Origin of the sequence: Streptomyces inusitatus (assembly GCF_014651115.1) — a bacterium.
GTDB classification, from domain to species: Bacteria; Actinomycetota; Actinomycetes; order Streptomycetales; family Streptomycetaceae; genus Streptomyces; species Streptomyces amakusaensis.
Map to the genome: position 1 here is coordinate 190,229 of NZ_BMWG01000011.1, position 19,683 is coordinate 209,911.

The window sequence follows — 19,683 nt, forward strand, 5'->3', positions numbered from 1 at the left end:
CCGGGTGAGAGTCACCACCGCCGGCCCGCTCCCCGGGGCCACGTACGATGTCGTCGTCGTCGGAGCCGGAGTCGTCGGCTCCGCGATCGCCCGCGAACTCGCCCGGCACCGGCTGCGCACCGCGCTCGTCGACGCCCGCGACGACGTCGGCGACGGCACCTCCAAAGCCAACACGGCCATCCTGCACACCGGCTTCGACGCGGTCCCCGGCTCCCTCGAATCCCGGCTCGTGCGCGAGGGACGGCACCTGCTCGCCGCGTACGCCGCCGAGACGGGCATCCCCGTCGAACCGCTCGGCGCGCTCCTCGTCGCCTGGGACCGGGAACAGCTCGACGCCCTGCCCGCGCTCGCCGCCAAGGCGGAGCGCAACGGCTACCACGAGGCCGCGATCATCGGCCCCGACGAGGTCTACCGGCGCGAACCCCGGCTGGGCCCCGGGGCCCTCGGCGCGCTCGACGTCCCCGGCGAGAGCGTCATCTGCCCCTGGACCACCACCCTCGCCTACGCCACCCAGGCCGTCCGGGGCGGTGTCGAACTCCACCTCAACTGCCGGGTCGAGAACATCGCCGACGACGGCGAGCACCACGAGCTCACCACCGGCCGGGGCCCGCTGCGCACCCGACACCTCATCAACGCGGCCGGTCTGCACGCCGACGAACTCGACCGCCGGCTCGGCCGCGACGACTTCACCGTCACCCCGCGCCGGGGCCAGCTCATCGTCTTCGACAAACTCGCCCGCCCGCTCGTCAACCACATCCTGCTGCCGGTGCCGACCGCCCTCGGCAAGGGCGTCCTCGTCTCCCCGACGGTGTACGGCAATGTCATGCTCGGCCCGACCGCCGAAGACCTCGACGACAAACGCGCCACGAACTCCACGGAGGAAGGGCTGCGGGCGCTGCTGAGCCAGGGCGAGCGGATCATGCCCGAACTGGTCGCCGAGGAGATCACCACCGTCTACGCCGGTCTGCGCTCCGCCACCGAACACGAGGACTACCGCATCCGCGCCCACCCCGCGCAGCGGTCCCTCACCGTCGGCGGCATCCGCTCCACCGGGCTCACCGCGTCGATGGCGATCGCCGCCCATGTCATGGACCTCCTCCCGGAGACCGGTCTCGCCCTCGGACCCGCCCGCGAACTGGAGCCGATCCGGATGCCGAACATCGGCGAGGCCTTCCCCCGCCCCTACCAGCGGCCCGAACTGATCGCGGCGGACCCCGCCTACGGCACCCTCGTCTGCCACTGCGAGCGCGTCTCGCTCGGCGAGATACGCGACGCCCTGACCGCCACCGTCCCCGCGTGCTCCGCCGACGGCCTGCGCCGCCGCACCCGCGCCCGGGGCGGCCGCTGCCAGGGCTTCTACTGCGGCCCGGCGGTCGACGACCTCCTCGACACCGCCGCGGCCGAGCGGGGCGCCCCGGGGACGGTGACCCGATGAGGCCCGACGGCCCGAGCGCCCGGCCGCATTCCCCGGCGGGGCACCCGGGGATCACGGAGCGGACGGTCGACGTCCTCGTCGTCGGCGGCGGACCCGCCGGGCTCACCGCCGCGAGGCGGCTCGCGGCCGCCGGGGCGGGACGCGTCGAAGTGCTCGACCGGGAGCGGGAGCCCGGCGGAATCCCCCGTCACTGCTTCCACGGCGGCTTCGGAGCGCGCGATCCCCGCCACCTCGTGCCCGGCCCCCTGCACGGTCCCGAGTACGCCCGCCGCCTCGCCGCCGACGCCCTGAGCGCCGGGGCGGCCCTGCGCACCTCGGTCACCGCCACCGGCTGGGCCGGACCCCGCACCCTGGAGATCACCGGACCGGGGGGGATCGAACGCGTCACCGCGCGCGCCGTCGTTCTCGCCACCGGAGCCAGGGAACGCCCCCGCGCCGCCCGGCTGATACCCGGCACCCGGCCCGCCGGCGTACTCACCACCGGCGAACTCCAGCAGGCCGTCCATCTGCACGGCAGGCGGATCGGCAGCCGTGCCGTGGTCGTCGGCGCGGACGCCATCGCCCACAACGCCGTGCTCACCCTGCGCGCCGCGGGCGTCGAGACCGTCGCCCTGGTCAGCTCCCGGCCGCCCCTGCCCGTGCCCCTGTCCTTGTCTCTGCCCCGGCCGCGCCGCCCCGTGACCGTCCTCCACCGGACGACGGTCACCGAACTGGTCGGCCACGGTCGGCTGACGGGGGTGCGCCTTCGTCACGAGGACGGCCGGACCGCGGTCGTCGCCTGCGACACGGTCGTCTTCACCGGCGACTGGATCCCGGACCACGAACTCGCCCGGCGCGGCGGGATCCCGCTCGACCCGGGCACCCGGGGACCCGCCGTGGACACCGCGTACCGCACCGCCGAACCCGGTGTCTTCGCCGTCGGCAATCTGCTCCACGGCGTCGAACGGGCCGGGATCGCCGCCGAGGAGGGCCGCGTCGCGGCCGGACAGGTGCTCCGCCATCTCGCCGGGGAGCCCTGGCCCGGCCCGGGGCTGCCGGTGAGGGTCGGGGCCCCGCTGCTGTGGGCGGCCCCGAACCGGGTCCACCCCGGCGGTCCGCCGCCGCTGTACGGCAGGTTCATCCTGCGGACGGCGCGACCGCTCGCCCTGCCCAGGCTGACCGTCAGCCAGGACGGCCGGATCCTGTACCGACGGCGCCCGCCGCTGCCCGCGCTGCCCGGCCGGCCCGTCCATCTGGGCTCGGGCTGGACGTCGGCGGCCGACCCGGCGGGAGGCGCGCTGCTGATCACCGTCTGACCGGGGGCGGCCCCGCGTACGGCGAAGGCCGTGACCCCTGCTCGCGGGGTCACGGCCCATTCCTCACGGCCCTCGCAGCGGGACCGGCGGGCGGGGCTCAGGCGATGGCCGCCGAGACGATCGCCGACACCGCGATGTTGCAGGACGCCGTCACCCAGACCGCGGGGTGCGGCTCCGGCTCCACCAGGGTCGCGCCCAGCCTGCCCGGGGTGATGAGGTCCACCACGAGGAACGCCACGGCCATCATCACCAGGCCGAGCAGGCCGAACGCGGCGGTCGAGACCAGGCCCTTGCCGAAGTCGTGATAGGTCGTCCAGATCGAGGTGAACACGATCCCGCCGATGCCCACCAGCGCGGAGCTGAGCAGCAGCGCGGCATTGCGGTTGCGGTCCTCCCATATCTGCCGGCCGAGCTTGCCCGGGGTGAGCAGGTCGATCAGGACCATGCCGAGGATCAGAAGGACCAGGCCGAGGGCGCCGTAGGCGCTCGCGCGGCCAAGTCCGTTGACGATGTCGCTCATTGAGGAGCCAGTCTCCGTGTCCGAGAGGTGATACCGGTCAAGGGCGCGCAAAATCTACCGTACGAACCGATGAACGGCTCAAGGCCCCCGCCGCAGAGATTCATGTAGGTTACAGCCATGTTGCCCGGGATCCGGGTCGGCCGGGGGCGGCGGGGTGTTCGCCGGACCCCTGCCCGCGTGTCCGCCGCCGTGCGCGGGTGCGGGGCGCGGGGTGCCTTCAGGGGTATCCGCAATAGCGGGAATTAGCGCCTCTTTGACGTCTTGGAGGGATCCGTTCAGGCCACCCTGTGGAAGTCCGCCAAATGTCCGGATCTGGTACCGGAGATGTAGCGGAATAGGCCATCCCGCCCTTCCGTGGACCGGTGGCGATGCTTCGTCATGCAGCCATAATGCCTGGTCAGAGCGGTGCACCGAAGCATTTCAGCCACGGTAGGGGGGGTGGGTAGGGGTACCCCCTAGTTTGGCTGATCTGCTAGACATATCCTCAGTGAAACGTACGTAGGGGCGAATCGTCGAACGTACGTGACTGCACCTGAGGTCTGTAACGGGGAGTTTCAGTCCATTGATTGAAAAGCGAAACACTGATCGCTGGGTCCGCCGCTATCACGCTGCTGACGAAAGCCCGGTCCAGCTGGTCTGTCTGCCACACGCGGGAGGCTCCGCCTCCTTCTACTTTCCGATGTCCCAGTCCCTCGCCCCGGCGGTGGACGTCCTGTCCGTGCAGTACCCCGGGAGGCAGGACCGCAGAAACGAACCAGGGATCACCGATCTCGGCCTCTTCGCCGACCAGTTGACCGAACAGCTCGTGCCCTGGCTCGACCGGCCCATGGCGCTCTTCGGTCACAGCATGGGCGCGGCCCTGGCCTTCGAGGTGACACGGCGGCTGGAACGCGACCATGGGACCGCTCCGGTACGGATCTTCGCCTCCGGGCGGCGCTCGCCCGCCAGTTTCCGTCCTGAAACCGTCCATCTGCGCGATGACGACGGAATTGTCAGGGAAATGAAGGAACTCAGCGGAACGGACGCGAGGATCCTCGGCGACGAGGAAGTCCTGCGCATGGTGCTGCCCGCCATTCGCACCGACTACACCGCCATCGAGAACTACCGCGCGGCCCCGGAAGACACCGTGCGCACCCCGGTCACGGTGCTGACCGGAGACTCCGACCCCAGAACCAGCGACGAAGAGGCTGAGGCATGGGCCGGACACACCACCGGTGAATTCGCCATTCACCGTTATCCCGGTGGTCATTTCTTCTTGGCGAACCATCAGCAGAGCATTATGAGGATCGTCTCCGACGAGCTCTCCGCGGCCGTCCGACAGGGCTGACCCGCAAGCAGCAGTGCGGCACATCCGGGTGCGCCCGGTGTGCCCGAACCTCCCTCCGCCCCCGACGGCGGAGGGAGGGAAGCCGCATGACCGCCGGCTCGCCGAGGGCGAGACCGGAAGGGAAGGCCGCGTCGACGGCCCGGCGATCAGCACTGCGCTCATACCCACATCACCACGCGGTACGACGGCGCCTTCGCGGGCGAGCGTCCGGCCTGTCGTGAAGTTTTTTCGCAAGTCGTGCAGTTCGGGGGAAGGAAAGACTGTGGCCGCAAGGCTGGTTGAACGCGAGAAACAGCTCCACACGCTGAATGAACTGCTGGGGAGCGCACGGCGCGGCCGGGGGCGGGTCGCCGTCATCAGCGGGGGTGTCGCCAGCGGGAAGACAACTCTGCTGGAGAGCTTCACCGAAGAGGCCATCGCCTCCGGGGCACTGGTCCTCGAAGCGGCGGGATCCCGCGCGGAACGCTATCTCCCCTTCGGGAATCTCCGCAGAATCCTGGACAGCGTCGCACCGCTGTCCCCCGAGATCCACGGCTATGTCACCGAACTGCTGGACCGCGTCACCGCCAACGCCACTGTCAGCGCCAGCGCCGTCGCCGCCTCCGACGCCCCGGCCGGCTCCGACGCCTCGGGCACGCCGGGCACGCCGGGCGCCTCGGACGCCGAACGCGCGCTCGACGAGGCCAAGCGGATCCTGCCCTCGGTCTCCACCGCCCTGCTGCGGCTCGCGCACGACCGCACCCTCATCATCACCGTCGACGACGTCCACCACGGAGACGAGCTCTCCCTGCACTTCCTGCTCTCCCTCGCCCGCCGGGTGCGCCAGGCGAGCGTCATGATCGTGCTCACCGAGACCGTTCCCCTGCGGTCCGCGCAACTCGCCTTCCAGGCCGAACTCCAGCGCCAGCCCAACTGCACCAGCGTCCGGCTCCCCCTCCTCACCACGAGCGGCACCGCCAGCCTGCTCGCCGACCACTTCTCGGCCTCCACCGCGCAGCGCCTCTCCGCCGAGTGCCAGGAGACCACCGGAGGCAATCCGCTGCTGGTCGGCGCACTGCTGGAGGACGGCCTCACGGCGCTGGGGGACAGCGAGCCCCTCAAACGGCTCGACCCCGCCGACGCCTACGAGCGCGCGGTCCTCGACTGTCTCCACCGGGGTGACCCCGAACTGCTCACCGTCGCCCGCGGCATCGCCGTCCTCGGGCACTCCGACTCCCCCGTACTGCTCAGCCGGATCGTCGACCTTCACGTCAAGGGCACCGAGCGGGCCCTGCGCGACCTCCGCCGCTGCGGCCTGCTGCACCGAGGGGCGTTCCGCGACGCCACGGCCCGTACCGCCGTACTCGAAGCGACCCCGCCCGCCGCGCTCTCCGCACTGCATCTGCGCGCCGCGAAACTGCTCCACCAGGACGGCGCGGCGGCGGTCGACGTCGCCCGGCACCTCCTCGCCGCCCGCAAGAACGTCGAGGACTGGGCGATCCCCGTCCTCCAGGAGGCGGCCGAGTACGCGCTCGTCGACGACGAGCACGAATTCGCGCTGCACTGCGGCGAACTCGCCGTGCTGTCCTGCCCCGAGGGGCCCCGGCACGCCGCGCTCAAATCCCGGCTGGTCAGCATCGTCTGGCGCAGCAACCCGGCCGCCGCCGAGGGGCATCTGCGCCAGCTCTCCCGCGAACTCGCCACCGGCAGACTCGCCGACCGCGACCTCGTCCAGGCCGTGTCCTGCCTCTCCTGGGTGGGCGAGGCCCGGTGCGCGGGAGAGGCGGTGCTGCGGCTGCGGACCAGCGACCGGGTACCGGCGTACGACCCGAGGACGCTCGCCGCCGCCCAGAGCTGGCTCACCATCGTCAGCCCACCGCTCACCTCGCTGTTCAGCACCGTCGCACCGCCGGAGACAACGCTGTCGCAGACGGCCTGCGTACCGTCCGCCGTCGGACTCGCCGCTATTCCGTACGACATGGCGGACAACGCCTACGCCCATGCCGCCGACGCGATGAGGACCGCCCTGCGCGGCGGACAGACCGAGGCGGCCGTCAGCGAGGCCACCCGGGTCCTCCAGCGCTACCACCTCAGCGACCGCACACTCCAGCCGCTCATCTTCGCGCTGCTCGCCGTCGTCTACGCGGGCCGCCTCGATCTCGCGCTCGCCTGGTGCGAACGGCTGCTCGGCGAACGCTCCGCCCGCAACGCGCCGACCTGGCAGGCCGCGCTGGGCGTGGTGCGGGCCGAGATAGCGCTCCGCCAGGGCGATCTGCCCGGCGCGGCCACCCGGGCCCGTACCGCCCTCTCCCGGATCTCGCTCCAGAGCTGGGGCGTGGGCATCGCGCTGCCGCTGGCCATCCTCGTCGAGGCCGAACTCCAGATGGGCAACGAGGAGGAGGCCTCCAGCCTGCTCGACCAGCCCGTGCCCGAGGCCATGTTCGCCACTCTGGCCGGACTGCACTACCTCCGGGCCCGGGGCCGCTGCCACCTCGCCACCGGCCGCTATCACGCCGCCCTGCGCGACTTTCTGACCTGCGGCGAGATGATGGAGTCCTGGGGCATGGACGCCGTCGAACTGGTGCCCTGGCGGCTCGACGCCGCGGAGGCCTGGCTGGCCCTCGGCAGCCCGGGGCGCGCCCGTGAGTACGCCGAGCAGCAGAAGCAGCGCGAGGCGGGGCTCGCGGGCAGCCGGCCGCGCGGCTCGCTGCTCCTCCTCCTCGCCCGTACCAGCACCGACCTCAAGTACCGGCTCAAGCGGCTCACCGAAGCGGTGGAGACCCTGGAGGAGGGCGAGGACCGGCTCCAGCTCGCGATGGCGCTCGGCGAACTCGGCCGCGCCTACCGGGCGCTCGGCGACTTCAACCGGGCCCGGATGCTGGTCCGCAAGGCCTGGCACGTCGCCAAGTCCTGCGGCGCCGAACCCCTGTGCCGGCAGTTCATGCCCGGCCAGGGAGACATCGAACCGCCGTCCCCGAGCGGCCGGGAGACGGAGCCGCTCAAGGAGGCGGAGGTCCTCTCCGAGGCCGAGGCCCGGGTGGCGCTGCTGGCGGCGCGCGGCCACACCAACCGCGAGATAGCGACGAAACTCTATGTCACCGTGTCGACAGTAGAGCAGCATCTGACCCGTATCTACCGCAAGCTGAAGGTCAAACGCCGCCGCGATCTGCCCGCCCGTCTCTCCGATCTGAGCCTCCCCGGCATCGCCTGAGCGACCGCCGTCCGCGGCCACTCGTTCGTCGAGCCGCCCGCCCCGCCGCCGGGGCGGGCGGCCCGACGGCTTCACGACAGCAGCCCGCGCTCCAGCGCGGTGATCACCGCGGCCGTCCGGTCCGAGACCGACAGCTTCTTGAACGAGCGCAGCAGATGCGTCTTCACCGTCGCCTCGCTGATGAACAGGGCACGGCCGATGTCCGCGTTGGTCAGCCCCTGGCTGACCAGCCGCAGCACCTCGCGCTCGCGCTCCGACAGCAGCGGCGGATCCACCGCCCGGGCCCGGAACAGCTTGGGGGCCAGCGACGGGGTCAGCACCGTCTCACCGCGCGCCGCCGCCTTCACCGCGTGCACCAGATCGTCCCGGGAACTGCCCTTGAGCAGATACCCCGCCGCACCGGCCTCCACCGCGCGCAGAATATCGGCGTCGTCCTCATAGGTGGTGACGATCACCACCTTGCTGCGCGGCGACTCCCGCAGGATGTGACCCGTCGCGGTCACCCCGTCCATCTCGCCCATCCGCAGATCCAGCAGCACGATGTGCGGGGTGAGCCGGGCCGCCAGCAGCACCGCCTCCTCGCCCGAGCCGGCCTGCCCCACCACGCCGATGCCGTCCGCCGACTCCAGCATGGCGCACAACCCCTCCCGTACCACCGGGTGGTCGTCGGCCAGCAGAACCTCGATCATGTCGCCCTCGCTCCGGCCGGCTCCCCGGCCACCGGTCCCAGAGGCACCGTCACCTCGATGACGGTGCCCGCTCCCGGGCGGCTGTCGACGGACGCCGCCCCGCTGATCTCCTCGACCCGCGCCCGCATGCCGCGCAGCCCGAAGCCGCTCCGCTCGCCGTCCGGGTCAAAACCCTCACCGTCGTCGCCGATCACCAGCCGGACGGAGTCGTCGGCATAGGCCACCAGCACCTCCACCGTGCGGGCCGTGCCCGCGTGCCTCCGTACATTCGCGAACGCCTCCTGAACGGACCGCAGCAGCACCACGCTGACCGCCATCGGCAACGGCCGCTCCTCGCCCTCGGCCCGGCAGCGCACCTCAAGACCCGTCTCGGCCGTCAGCAGCCGCGCCTGCCGGCCCACGGCCTGGACCAGCGAACTCTCCCGCAGCGCCGGGGGAGTCAGCGCGGCGACAAAACCACGCGCCTCGGCCAGGCTCTCCTTGGCCACCCGCCCGGCGAGCCCCAGATGCGCGAGCGCCCGGTCCGGGCTCTCCACCACCTCCGACTCCGCCACCTGCACCAGGCTGATGATGCTGGTCAGACCCTGAGCCAGGGTGTCATGGATCTCCCGCGCCAACCGCTCCCGCTCGGCCGAGATCCCCGCCTCGTGCGACAGCCGGGCCACCCGCTCCCTGCTGCGCCGCAGCTCATTGATCAAATCACCCCGGTCCATGCTCTGCTGCACCACCCGGGTGATCCACAGCCCGAGCAGCACCGACAGCGCGATCCCCAGCAGCGAGGTGGGCAGCACCGAGAGGATATGAGGGTCGAAATCCCCGCCGCGCAGCCACACCACCGTCACCGGCCACAGATTGGCCAGCATCACGAGCACGATCGCCGGCGGCATCGGCAGGCTCATCATCAGCATCGGCACCACCGCGAACAGCGCGAAGGAGCCCGCGAGATCGGCCGTGCCCGCCACCGCGAACAGCACGAAGAGCCCCACCGCGAAGACGACGTTCCGCCGCCCCGCCGTCCGGTGGATCATCAGTCTCCGGCCGAGTCCCGCGTACCAGGGAACGATCAGCGTCAGCGCGCCGACGGCGACCGCGCGGTACGCCTCGGCCCCGCCCGAAGTGAACAGCAGAATCGTGGTGACGAGATAGGAGATCGCGAAGTAACCGTCCCACAGACCGAACCAACGAGTCCCCGATTCGGGGCCGTAACCCGCGTTGGCACCCGGGCTGGAACCCCCGTTGGAACCCGCGTTGGAACCCGCGTTGGAACCCGCGTTGGCCTGCGAACTTTCCTCCTGAGTCTGAGTGTGCACATAACAAGTCCTACCATGCGCCCCACCGTGTCAACCGGTCGGTTGACAACCGGTCCCACCGATCGGTCGTCCCGCGGCGGGCCCGCCCGGACCTACTTTTGAAGCAGCGGGAGGAGTGCCGCGACAGCACCGTGACAGCACCGCGAGGGGGAGCAGCAGTGGCAGGGCAGGAGTCGGTCACGTGAGCCAGTTCTGGGTGGCACTCATCATCGGTGCGTCGACGCTGGCGGCCGTCCTGGCGGCCGATCTCGGACACCGCCGCATCACCGCCGTACGGCTGGCGGGCCCCGTCCTCGTGTCCGTTCTCGTCGTCGTCGCCTGCGTACGGTCCCTTCCCACGGCCGGCAACGACATGTCGCTGCAACTCGCCTCCGTGGGGGTGGGCGTGATCTGCGGACTCGTCGCCGGAACTCTGCTTCCCGTACACCGGGACGACACCGATCGCGTCCATACTTCCGGCGGAATCGGGTACGCGCTGATCTGGCTCGGCTGCACGGCCGCCCAGGCCGTCTTCGCCTACGGCGCGGAACACTGGTTCACCGCCGCCATGGCCCGCTTCACCGCCGAGTACGAACTCAGCGGTGAGAAGGTCCTGGTGAGCGCCGCCGCGCTGATGTCCCTCGCCATGGTGCTGGCCAGGACCGCGGCCCTGGCATCCAGGGCCCGCATCCCGGACCGGACGGACGGGGAAACGGACGCGGGGGAGCCGGCGGCCGGGCGGAGGGAGACCGTGAATTGACGGTCGGCAGGGTTCCGTACAAGCGTGTGATGGTTCAGAGGTCTTCAAGGCTAGGGTGAAAAAGTGGTACGTAATGATGAATTGAGGCTGCGTCCGCCTCGCAACCGTGTCGAAAGTCGCGCGATCGGCTGGTGGACCCTGCAATCCTCCCTGTTCGCATTGCCGCTGCCGATCGTCTTCGGAGTGCTCTACCTGTTCATTCCGCCGGCCAGATTCGTCTTCGTCTGGGCATTCTTCGTCACCCTCGTCCCCGGCATCCTCTACATGGCCGTCATGCCGCTGTGGCGCTACCGCGTACACCGCTGGGAGACCACCGACACCGCCGTCTACGCGGCCTCCGGCTGGCTCTGGCAGCGCTGGCGCGTGGTCCCCCTCTCCCGCATACAGACCGTCGACACCATGCGCGGCCCGCTCCAGCAGCTCTTCGGACTCTCCGGAGTCACCGTGACCAGCGCCTCCGCCTCCGGCGCGGTGAAGATCAACGGACTGGACCACCGGGTCGCCGCCGAGATGGTGGAACAGCTCACCAGGTCCACCCAGGCCACACCGGGAGACGCCACATGACCTCGGAGACCACGGCCGGCCGGCGCGCCCACGCCGCGACCGACCCCTGGGGACGGCTCAACCCCCGGCTGATCCTCGTCAATCTGAGCGTCGTCGCCGCCCCGCTCGCCCTCTACGGCGCCACCCACGCGGTCACCGGCGGCGAGATCAACCTCCAGGTCCTGATCACGCTCGGCTCGTTCCTCATCACCTGCCTGGTCATGGCCGGCATCAGCCTGATGCGCCTGCTCACCACCCGCTACCTCCTCACCGACGACCGGATCGAACTCCGCAAGGGCCTCCTCTTCCGCAGCCACCGCTCGGTGCCCGTCGACCGCATCCGCAGCGTCGACCTCACCGCCAACCCGCTCCACCGCGTCTTCGGCCTCACCTCCCTGGAGATCGGCACCGGCGAACACGGCGAATCCGCCGGAGCCGGCCTCTCCCTCGACGGCATCAGCAAGAAGGACGCCGACGAACTCCGCCGACAGCTCATCGAACGCCGCAGCGCCGGGCGCGGCCTCACCGTCGATGAGACCGACGGCCCGATCGCCGAGATGGACTGGGCCTGGCTGCGCTACGCCCCCCTCACCATCTGGGGCGTCGGCGGAGTCTTCGTCGCCGTCGGCACCGTCTACCGGACGCTGTACGAGATGAAGATCGACCCGCTGGAACTGGGCATCGTCAAGGACATCGAGGACCGCTTCGGCTCCGTCCCCCTCTGGTTCGGCATCCTGGTCACCGTCCTCGTCATCGTGATCATCGGAGTCATCGGCTCCACCGCCACCTTCATCGAGGGATGGTCCGGATACCGCCTGGAGCGCGAGGACGGCGGCATGTTCCGGGTCCGGCGCGGAATGCTCGTCACCCGCTCCGTCACCATCGAGGAACGCCGCCTCCGGGGCGTCGAGGTCGCCGAACCGCTGCTGCTGCGCTGGGCCGGAGGAGCCCGCCTCAAGGCAGTCGCGAGCGGCCTGGGCAATGACGAGGAGAACAGCAGCCGCAGCCGGCTCACCCCGCCCGTCCCGCACGCGCTGGCCCTGGCCGTCGCCGCCGACGTACTGGCCGAGAAGCAGTCCCCGACCGCCCTCGCCGAACTCGCCCCGCACCCCCGCGCCGCCCTGCGCCGCAGGGTCAATCTGGCGCTGGGCACGGCGGCGCTGACCGCGGCCCTCCTCGCCGTCCCCGGCCTCTGGCTCACCCCGGTCCTCGTCCACACGGGCTGGATCACCGGCCTCGTACTGCTGCCCATCCTGCTGGCCTACGCCTTCGACGCCTACCGCAACCTCGGCAGCGCGATCCAGGGCCGCTATCTGGTCGCCAGGTCCGGCACGTTCGCCCGCCGCACCGTCGCCCTCCAGCGCGAGGGGATCATCGGCTGGTCCATCACCCGATCGGCCTTCCAGCGCCGCGCCGGACTGCTCACCCTCGGAGCCACCACGGCGGCGGGCACGGGCGTCTACAAGGTCCGCGACATCGCGGTCTCCGACGGACTCGCCCTCGCCGACCGGGCGGTGCCCCAGGTGCTCGCCCAGTTCATCGAACGACGACCCGGGCGCGGCTGACCCCCGTACCCCCACCCCCATAGACCAACTGGCGCACCCCCGAGAGGTTGGAGGGGCGGACCTCCCCCCGGCCGCCCCTCCAACCTCGCTTTCGTGTCCCGGGCCCCGCTTCAGGGGCTGGTAGGGGATGTGACCGGGCCCGCGCGGAAAATACTGTCGGGGCGGACAGGCGCGCCCGCGGGGCGCCCCGCTCCCGCGGACGTGTCCGACACCCCGTGATGTCCTCCGGCGCCGGCGGCGGGAGCTGTGCGCCCCAGGCGGTCAGAGAGCGCCGAGAGACGAGGAGCATCGCATGTGCGGCATTACCGGCTGGATATCGTTCGACCGCGAGCTGACCCAGGAGACCGCGACCCTGGAGGCCATGGTCCGCACGCTGACGGACCGGGGGCCCGACGCCGGGGGCACATGGACCGACGGCCACGCGGCCCTGGGTCACCGCAGGCTCGCCATCATCGACCTGGCCGGCGGCGTACAGCCGATGCAGATCCAGACCCTCGCCGGCCGGATCGCCCTCACCTACAGCGGCGAGGTCTACAACTTCACCGAACTCCGCGAGGAACTCCGCCGCAGAGGACACCACTTCCGCACCGCCAGTGACACCGAGGTCGTCCTCAACGCCTATCTGGAGTGGGGCGACGCGATGGCCGAACGCCTCAACGGCATGTTCGCCTTCGCCGTCTGGGACTCGCGGACCCAGAAGCTCACCATGATCCGTGACCGGATGGGCATCAAGCCGCTCTTCTACCACCGCACGGCCGACGGGGTGATCTTTGCGTCCGAGCCCAAGGCCATCTTCGCGAACCCCCTCGCCAAGCCCGTGGTCAGCGCCCGGGGCCTGCGCGAGTTCATCGCCTTCCACCGCCCGCCCGGAGAGACGATCTGGGACGGCGTCGAAGAGGTCGTCCCCGGCACCGTCGTCACCGTCGACCACGCCGGAGTGCACCGCCGCACCTACTGGCGACTGGAGACCCAGGAGCACACCGACGACCTGGAGACCACCGTCGGCCGGGTGACCGAACTCCTCGACGACACCGTCGCCCGCCAGCTCGTCGCCGACGTGCCCACCTGCGTACTCCTCTCCGGCGGACTCGACTCCAGCGCCATCACCGCCCTCGCCGCCGCCCGGCGGGCCTCCCAGGGCGAGACGCTCGACACCTTCGCCATCGACTTCGCCGGAGAGTCCGACCACTTCGTCGCCAACGAGGTGCACGGCAGCCGCGACGCCGGATACGCGGCCGAGATGGCCCGCCACGCGGGCACCCGTCACTCCGACATCGTCCTCAGCCCGGCCGACCTCGCCGACCCCGAGGTGCGCCGCCAGGTCGTCATCGCCAGGGACAGCCCGGCCGGCCTCGGCGACATGGACGTCTCTCTCTATCTGCTCTTCAAGTCGATCCGCGAACGGTCCACCGTGGCCCTGTCCGGCGAGGCCGCCGACGAGGTCTTCGGCGGCTACGGCTGGCTCCACAACCCCGTCGTCCAGGAACGCGAGATGTTCCCCTGGATCACCGCCGGGATGATCGGCGCCAGCCCCAACACCCAGCCCGCCGAGATGTACAACCTCGACATGCTGATCGCGACCAACCCGCTGGAGGCGGTGGCCGACGGCTACGCGACCGCCGTCGCCGAGATCGGGCAGCTGGAGACGGACAGCGCGCACGAGCAGCGCATGCGGGTGCTGTCCTATCTGCATCTGACCCGCTTCCTGCGGATGATGCTCGACCGCAAGGACCGCATGAGCATGGCGGTCGGCCTGGAGGTCCGGGTGCCGTTCTGCGACCACCGGCTCGTCGAGTACGTGTACAACACCCCCTGGTCGATGAAGACCTACGACGGGCAGGAGAAGAGCCTGCTCCGCGGCGCGACCCGCGACCTCCTGCCGCGCTCGATCGTCGAGCGCCGCAAGAGCCCCTACCCGGTCACCCAGGACCGTGCCTACGGCGAGGCGCTCCAGCAGCAGGCCAAGCAGCTGCTCGGCGAGGACGGGCCCGTCTTCCAGATCGTCAGCCGCGACTGGCTCGCCGAGTCGGTCGCCACCGCACCCGGCGAACTCGCCCTGGCCACCCGCAACGGCCTGGAGCGTGCCCTGGACACGGCCATCTGGCTGGACGCCTACCGGCCCGAGGTCACCATGTAGCCGCGGCGGTACGCGACCGAAGGCGGGCGGGCCGGCATCCGTACGATGCCGGTCCGGCCGCCTTCATGCGTACGGCCCCGCCCCGCGCACGGCTCAGCCGGTCAGGGCCAGCGCCTCCAGCCTCGGCACCAGCGACGCGGGCGAAGGCATCGACCCGATCTCCTCCCGGACCTCCCGCGCCACCGCCGACAGCTTCTCGTCCGACAGCAGCCTCCGCAGCACCACAGGATTCAGATCGTCGGCCGTGCCGTTCAGCCCCGCACCCCGGTCACCGACCGCCCCGGCGTTGATCCCCCGGTCCGCGCCGTCCGGCAGGACCAGCTGCGGCACACCCGCGTTGAGCGCCGCCAGCGTCGTACCCGCGCCCCCGTGGTGCACCGCCGCGTCGCACCTCTCCAGCAGCGCCATCAGCGGCACCCACCCCACGGTCCGCACATTGTCCGGGAGCGTGCCCAGCGCCGCCGTGTCCACCTCGCCCAGCGCCAGCACGAACTCCGCGTCCACCTCCGCGGCGGCGGCCACCAGCCGCTGCACCGGCCCCAGCCCGTTGATGTGCACCGTCGCCGTGCCCAGCGTCACCCCCACCCGGGGCCTCGGACGCTCGTCCAGCAGCCAGTCCGGCAGCACGGCACCGCTGTTGTACGGAACCGGCCGCATCGACCAGCCGTCCCGCTCCGGCTCCACCATGCTCGGCGGCGCGATGTCCAGCGTCGGCACCCGCTCGGCCACGCTCTCCACCCCGTGCCGGGCCATCGTCTCCGTCAGCATCGACACGGTCAGCTCCCGCAGCTGAGTGCCGCGCGCGAAGCCGAAATTGTGCTGAACGGCCGGAACACCCAGACGCGCGGCGGCGATCAGCCCCGCCACGAAGATCTGCTCGAACACGATCAGATCGGGCTTGAAACGATCGGCGGTCCGTACGATGCCGTCCGCCAGGCTCTCGTTGAGATGGGCGAAGAGCCGCAGACCGTCCATCGGATCGATCTCCCCCGGCTGACGCAGCCGCGCGATCAGCTCCCCGGCCGTCGACTGGAGGAAGTCCTCCAGGACGAACCCGGGAGAGACGTCCGCCACATGCAGACCGGCGTCCGCCGCCTTCAGCGCGTCACCCGCGCTGGCGACCAGGACGTCATGGCCCGCCGAGCGCAACGCCCAGGCCAGCGGAACAGTGGGAAAGACATGGCCGATGGCCGGATAGGTCACGAACAGCACGCGCATGGAAAAGCGTTCCTCCCGTATAGCCGCGTATTTACGATGCCGGAGATTCAGCCGACAAAGAGACGGCGTCGAAATTCTTGCAATTACCTGCCTTCGAAGGGCATCCTGATGCAGTCGTGCGTATCGCGTCAAGGAATCACCCAGAGCCATTGGATAAGGGTCCATAGGGGGTTGTTAGGGGTTTTTCCCATCCCTTTCCCATGGAAGGGTTACCTCTGGTCTTGGATTCTCATTCCGGGGGTATGGAGCGCGCGATGTTGAACGAGTCCCAGGATTTCGCAGCCGAAATCAATGCCGCCTCCGGGGCCGAGGGAAGCGCTGAGGGAACCACCGAGGGAAGCCCCGAGGAAACCCAGGGCGCCGGCGGCGAGGGACAGGCATCGTGGCAGCGCAGGCTGACCGGCCTCGCCGAGACCGAACAGCACACCGCCCTGCTGGAATGGGTCACCTCGCTGGTCTCCGCCGCGCTCCGGGACGCCGCCCCCGCCACGCTCGACCCCCACCGCCCCTTCCTGGAGCTGGGCTTCGACTCGCTCGCCGCCGTCGACCTGCACAGCAGGATCACCGCCGGAACCGGACTGCGACTGCCCGTCACCCTCGCCTTCGACCACCCCACCCCGGCCGCCCTCGCCCGCCGGCTGCACGGCGAGATCCTCGGCCTGACCGGCCCCGCCGGCCCGCCCGTCACCGCCGCCCTCGGCAGCGACGAACCCATCGCCATCGTCGGCATCGGCTGCCGCTTCCCCGGCGACGTCCAAACCCCCGAAGCCCTCTGGGACCTGGTCGCGGCCGGCGCCGACGCCATCTCCGAATTCCCCACGGGCCGAGGCTGGGACCTCGACGGACTGTACGACCCCGACCCCGACAATTCCGGTACGAGCTACGCCCGCGAGGGCGGCTTCCTCCACGACGCCGACCAATTCGACGCGGCATTCTTCGGGATCTCCCCGCGCGAAGCGCTCGCCATGGACCCGCAGCAGCGTCTCCTCCTCGAAACCTCCTGGGAGGCATTCGAGCGCGCGGGCGTCGACCCCGCCGCCGCCCACGGCAGCCAGGTCGGCGTCTTCGTCGGCGTCGAGACCCAGGAATACGGCCCCCGGCTCCAGGACGCGGTCGACGGATTCGAGGGATACCTCGTCACCGGAAACGCGGCGAGTGTCGCCTCCGGCCGTATCGCCTACACCTTCGGCTTCGAGGGCCCGACGGTCACCGTCGACACCGCCTGCTCCTCCTCGCTGGCCGCCCTCCACCTCGCCGTACAGGCGCTGCGTACCGGCGAATGCTCCCTCGCCCTCGCCGGCGGAGCCGCCGTGATGGCGAGCCCCGGCTCGTTCATCTCCTTCAGCCGTCAGCGCGGCCTCGCCGCCGACGGCCGCTGCAAGCCCTTCGCCGCCGCCGCCGACGGCACCGGCTGGGGCGAGGGCGTCGGCATGCTCCTCGTCGAGCGCCTCTCCGACGCGCGCGCCAACGGCCACCAGGTCCTCGCCGTCGTCCGGGGCTCCGCCATCAACCAGGACGGCGCGTCCAACGGCCTCACCGCCCCCAGCGGACCGTCCCAGCAGCGCGTCATCCGCCAGGCCCTGGCCAACGCGAGCCTGACCGCCGAAGACGTCGACGTCGTCGAGGCACACGGCACCGGAACCAAGCTCGGCGACCCCATCGAGGCACAGGCCCTGCTCGCCGCCTACGGCCAGGACCGCCCCGAGGACCGTCCGCTCTGGCTCGGCTCGCTCAAGTCGAACATCGGCCACACCCAGGCCGCCGCCGGAGTCGCCGGCATCATCAAGATGATCATGGCGATGCGGCACGGGGTCCTCCCGAAGACCCTGCACGTCGACGAGCCCACCCCCCATGTCGACTGGGAGTCCGGCGCGGTCTCACTGCTCACCGAGGCACGCCAGTGGCCCGCGGGCGACCGCCCGCGCCGGGCCGGCGTCTCCTCGTTCGGCATGAGCGGCACCAACGCCCACGCCATCATCGAAGAGCCGGACGCGGAGGACGCCGCCACCGCCGCCCGGAACCCCCTCCGGGGCGACGACGACCAGCCGGGTGCGGGTGCGGGTGCGGGTGCCGGTGTGCTTCCCTGGGCCCTGTCCGCCAAGACCCCGGAAGCCCTGCGCGCGGCGGCCCGCCGACTCCGCGCCCACGTCGAAGCGGAACCCGACACCGACACCGCCGCCGACGGCTCGGTGGCCGCCGCCACGGCCGCCGACATCGGCCACTCACTGGCCACCACCCGAGGCGTCTTCGCCCACCGCGCCGTCGTCCTCGGCGACGACCGAGAGGCACTGCTGCGCGGCCTCGACGCCCTCGCCGAGGAGACCAACACCCCGGCCCTCGTCCAGGGCGCGCCCGCCCCGGGCAAGCTCGCCCTCCTCTTCACCGGCCAGGGCAGCCAGCGGCTCGCGATGGGCCGCGAGCTGTACGAGGCGTACCCCGTCTTCGCCGACGCCCTCGACGACGCGTGCTGGCACCTCGACGACCAGCTGGAGATACCCCTCCTCGACGTCCTCTTCGCCGACGCGGACACGGAGGAGGCCGCCCTCCTCCACCAGACCGCCTACACCCAGCCCGCGCTGTTCGCTGTTGAGGTGGCGCTGTTCCGGCTCCTTGAGTCGTGGGGCGTACGTCCCGACTTCTTGTCCGGTCACTCCATTGGTGAGATCGCTGCGGCGCATGTGGCGGGTGTGTTCTCGTTGGAGGATGCCTGCACGCTGGTGGCGGCTCGTGGCCGTTTGATGCAGGCGCTGCCCACGGGCGGTGTGATGATCGCGGTCCAGGCGTCGGAGGACGAGATCCTCCCGCTGCTCACGGACCGCGTCAGCATTGCCGCGATCAACGGCCCGCAGTCGGTCGTCATCGCCGGTGACGAGGACGCGGCGGCCACCATCTCGGCGTCCTTCGAGGCCCGGGGCCGCAGGACCAAGCGCCTTACGGTCAGTCACGCCTTCCACTCGCCGCACATGGACGGCATGCTGGCGGAGTTCCTCCGGGTGGCGCAGGTCCTCGACTACTCGGCGCCCACCATCCCCGTCGTCTCCCTCCTCACCGGGCGCGGGGCGAGCGCCGACGAACTGTGCTCCCCCGAGTACTGGGTGCGCCACGTCCGTGAAGCCGTCCGCTTCCTCGACGGCATGCGGACCCTCTCGGAGAGCGGCGTCGCCACCTTCCTCGAACTCGGCCCCGGCGCGGTCCTCACCGCCATGGCGCAGGACTGTGTGGACACGTCCGGCACCGCCTTCGTCCCCGCCCTGATCCCCGGCCACGCCGAGCGGAACACCCTCCTCACCGCCGTCGCCCGGGCCCATGTCCGAGGGGCCGCCGTGAACTGGCAGGCGCTCTTCGACGGCACCGGCGCGCGGCGCGTCGAGCTGCCGACGTACGCCTTCCAGCGCGCCTCCTACTGGATGGACTCGCGCCCCACCGCCTCCGGCCCCACCGCCCACGCCGCCGACCCGGCCGATCGCGCCTTCTGGGACGCGATCGAGCACGAGGACGTCGCCGGCCTCGCCGCCGAGCTGGATGTGGACAGCGACGCGCCCATCAGCGAGCTGATCCCGGCTCTCTCGGCCTGGCGTCGCAGGCACCGTGTGCAGTCGGAGGTGGATGCCTGGCGTTATCGGGTGTCGTGGAAGCCGCTGGGTGAGGTTTCTGGTGTGGGGTTGTCGGGTGTGTGGCTGGTGTTGGTGCCGGCTGGTGTCGATGACTCGGCTGT

General features: G+C 71.2%; 12 protein-coding genes and 1 pseudogene. 9 read left to right on the forward strand and 4 right to left on the reverse strand.

Features of this window, described 5'->3' with window-relative positions; all coding sequences use genetic code 11:
* The first annotated feature begins 4 nt into the window (after positions 1-4).
* Both IE247_RS18815 and IE247_RS18820 read left to right on the forward strand, forming a co-directional pair.
* Positions 5-1,435 (forward strand): FAD-dependent oxidoreductase, encoded by a 1,431-nt coding sequence (locus IE247_RS18815; protein WP_190124320.1) that lies wholly within the window; start codon positions 5-7, stop codon positions 1,433-1,435.
* A complete protein-coding gene (locus tag IE247_RS18820) occupies positions 1,432-2,730 on the forward strand; it encodes an NAD(P)/FAD-dependent oxidoreductase (RefSeq protein WP_190124321.1) in 1,299 nt (432 codons plus the stop codon). The genes IE247_RS18815 and IE247_RS18820 overlap by 4 nt, the downstream gene beginning before the upstream one ends.
* A gap of 97 nt (positions 2,731-2,827) precedes the next feature.
* Here the strand turns inward: IE247_RS18820 and IE247_RS18825 are convergent, their stop codons facing one another.
* Positions 2,828-3,250 (reverse strand): DUF350 domain-containing protein, encoded by a 423-nt coding sequence (locus tag IE247_RS18825; protein WP_190124322.1) that lies wholly within the window; start codon positions 3,248-3,250, stop codon positions 2,828-2,830.
* 562 nt (positions 3,251-3,812) lie between these two features.
* On the opposite strand from IE247_RS18825, the gene IE247_RS18830 reads away from it, so the two are divergent.
* Together IE247_RS18830 and IE247_RS18835 are read left to right on the forward strand one after the other, a co-directional pair.
* A complete protein-coding gene (locus IE247_RS18830; RefSeq protein WP_190124323.1) occupies positions 3,813-4,577 on the forward strand; it encodes a thioesterase II family protein in 765 nt (254 codons plus the stop codon).
* Between the two features lie 262 nt (positions 4,578-4,839).
* Positions 4,840-7,767, forward strand: coding sequence for a helix-turn-helix transcriptional regulator (locus tag IE247_RS18835; RefSeq protein ID WP_229869213.1), 2,928 nt, complete (start codon positions 4,840-4,842; stop codon positions 7,765-7,767).
* 71 nt (positions 7,768-7,838) lie between these two features.
* Here IE247_RS18835 and IE247_RS18840 read toward each other — a convergent pair whose 3' ends face one another.
* Entirely contained in the window at positions 7,839-8,456 is a 618-nt protein-coding gene (locus IE247_RS18840) for a response regulator (RefSeq protein WP_190124324.1), read from the reverse strand.
* Positions 8,453-9,766 (reverse strand): sensor histidine kinase, encoded by a 1,314-nt coding sequence (locus IE247_RS18845; protein ID WP_190124325.1) that lies wholly within the window; start codon positions 9,764-9,766, stop codon positions 8,453-8,455. Before IE247_RS18845 ends, IE247_RS18840 begins: the two co-directional genes overlap by 4 nt.
* Positions 9,767-9,947: 181 nt before the next feature.
* On the opposite strand from IE247_RS18845, the gene IE247_RS18850 reads away from it, so the two are divergent.
* From IE247_RS18850 to asnB, 4 genes are all read left to right on the forward strand, one after another.
* Positions 9,948-10,505: a hypothetical protein gene (locus IE247_RS18850; RefSeq protein ID WP_190124326.1), complete on the forward strand. Its 558-nt coding sequence runs from the start codon at positions 9,948-9,950 to the stop codon at positions 10,503-10,505.
* A gap of 63 nt (positions 10,506-10,568) precedes the next feature.
* Positions 10,569-11,069, forward strand: a complete 501-nt coding sequence (locus tag IE247_RS18855) for a PH domain-containing protein (RefSeq protein WP_190124327.1) — start codon at positions 10,569-10,571, stop codon at positions 11,067-11,069.
* Complete coding sequence (locus IE247_RS18860) at positions 11,066-12,613, forward strand: PH domain-containing protein (RefSeq protein WP_190124328.1); 1,548 nt, start codon at positions 11,066-11,068, stop codon at positions 12,611-12,613. The genes IE247_RS18855 and IE247_RS18860 overlap by 4 nt, the downstream gene beginning before the upstream one ends.
* A gap of 292 nt (positions 12,614-12,905) precedes the next feature.
* Positions 12,906-14,750 carry an asparagine synthase (glutamine-hydrolyzing) gene (asnB, locus tag IE247_RS18865; RefSeq protein WP_190124329.1) on the forward strand — a complete coding sequence of 615 codons (1,845 nt, stop codon included), beginning with the start codon at positions 12,906-12,908 and terminating at the stop codon, positions 14,748-14,750.
* A gap of 93 nt (positions 14,751-14,843) precedes the next feature.
* Here asnB and IE247_RS18870 read toward each other — a convergent pair whose 3' ends face one another.
* A complete protein-coding gene (locus IE247_RS18870) occupies positions 14,844-15,968 on the reverse strand; it encodes a nucleotide disphospho-sugar-binding domain-containing protein (RefSeq protein ID WP_190124330.1) in 1,125 nt (374 codons plus the stop codon).
* Between the two features lie 347 nt (positions 15,969-16,315).
* On the opposite strand from IE247_RS18870, the pseudogene IE247_RS18875 reads away from it, so the two are divergent.
* Positions 16,316-19,683, forward strand: a pseudogene (locus tag IE247_RS18875) (type I polyketide synthase); the annotation flags it as partial.

What these genes read in the sequence shown, in the direction of transcription:
- IE247_RS18820 (WP_190124321.1), top strand. Translation starts at nt 1,432, where the DNA reads ATGAGGCCCGACGGCCCGAGCGCCCGGCCGCATTCCCCGGCGGGGCAC.
- IE247_RS18825 (WP_190124322.1), bottom strand. Translation starts at nt 3,250, where the DNA reads ATGAGCGACATCGTCAACGGACTTGGCCGCGCGAGCGCCTACGGCGCC.
- IE247_RS18840 (WP_190124324.1), bottom strand. Translation starts at nt 8,456, where the DNA reads ATGATCGAGGTTCTGCTGGCCGACGACCACCCGGTGGTACGGGAGGGG.
- IE247_RS18860 (WP_190124328.1), top strand. Translation starts at nt 11,066, where the DNA reads ATGACCTCGGAGACCACGGCCGGCCGGCGCGCCCACGCCGCGACCGAC.
- asnB (WP_190124329.1), top strand. Translation starts at nt 12,906, where the DNA reads ATGTGCGGCATTACCGGCTGGATATCGTTCGACCGCGAGCTGACCCAG.
- IE247_RS18870 (WP_190124330.1), bottom strand. Translation starts at nt 15,968, where the DNA reads ATGCGCGTGCTGTTCGTGACCTATCCGGCCATCGGCCATGTCTTTCCC.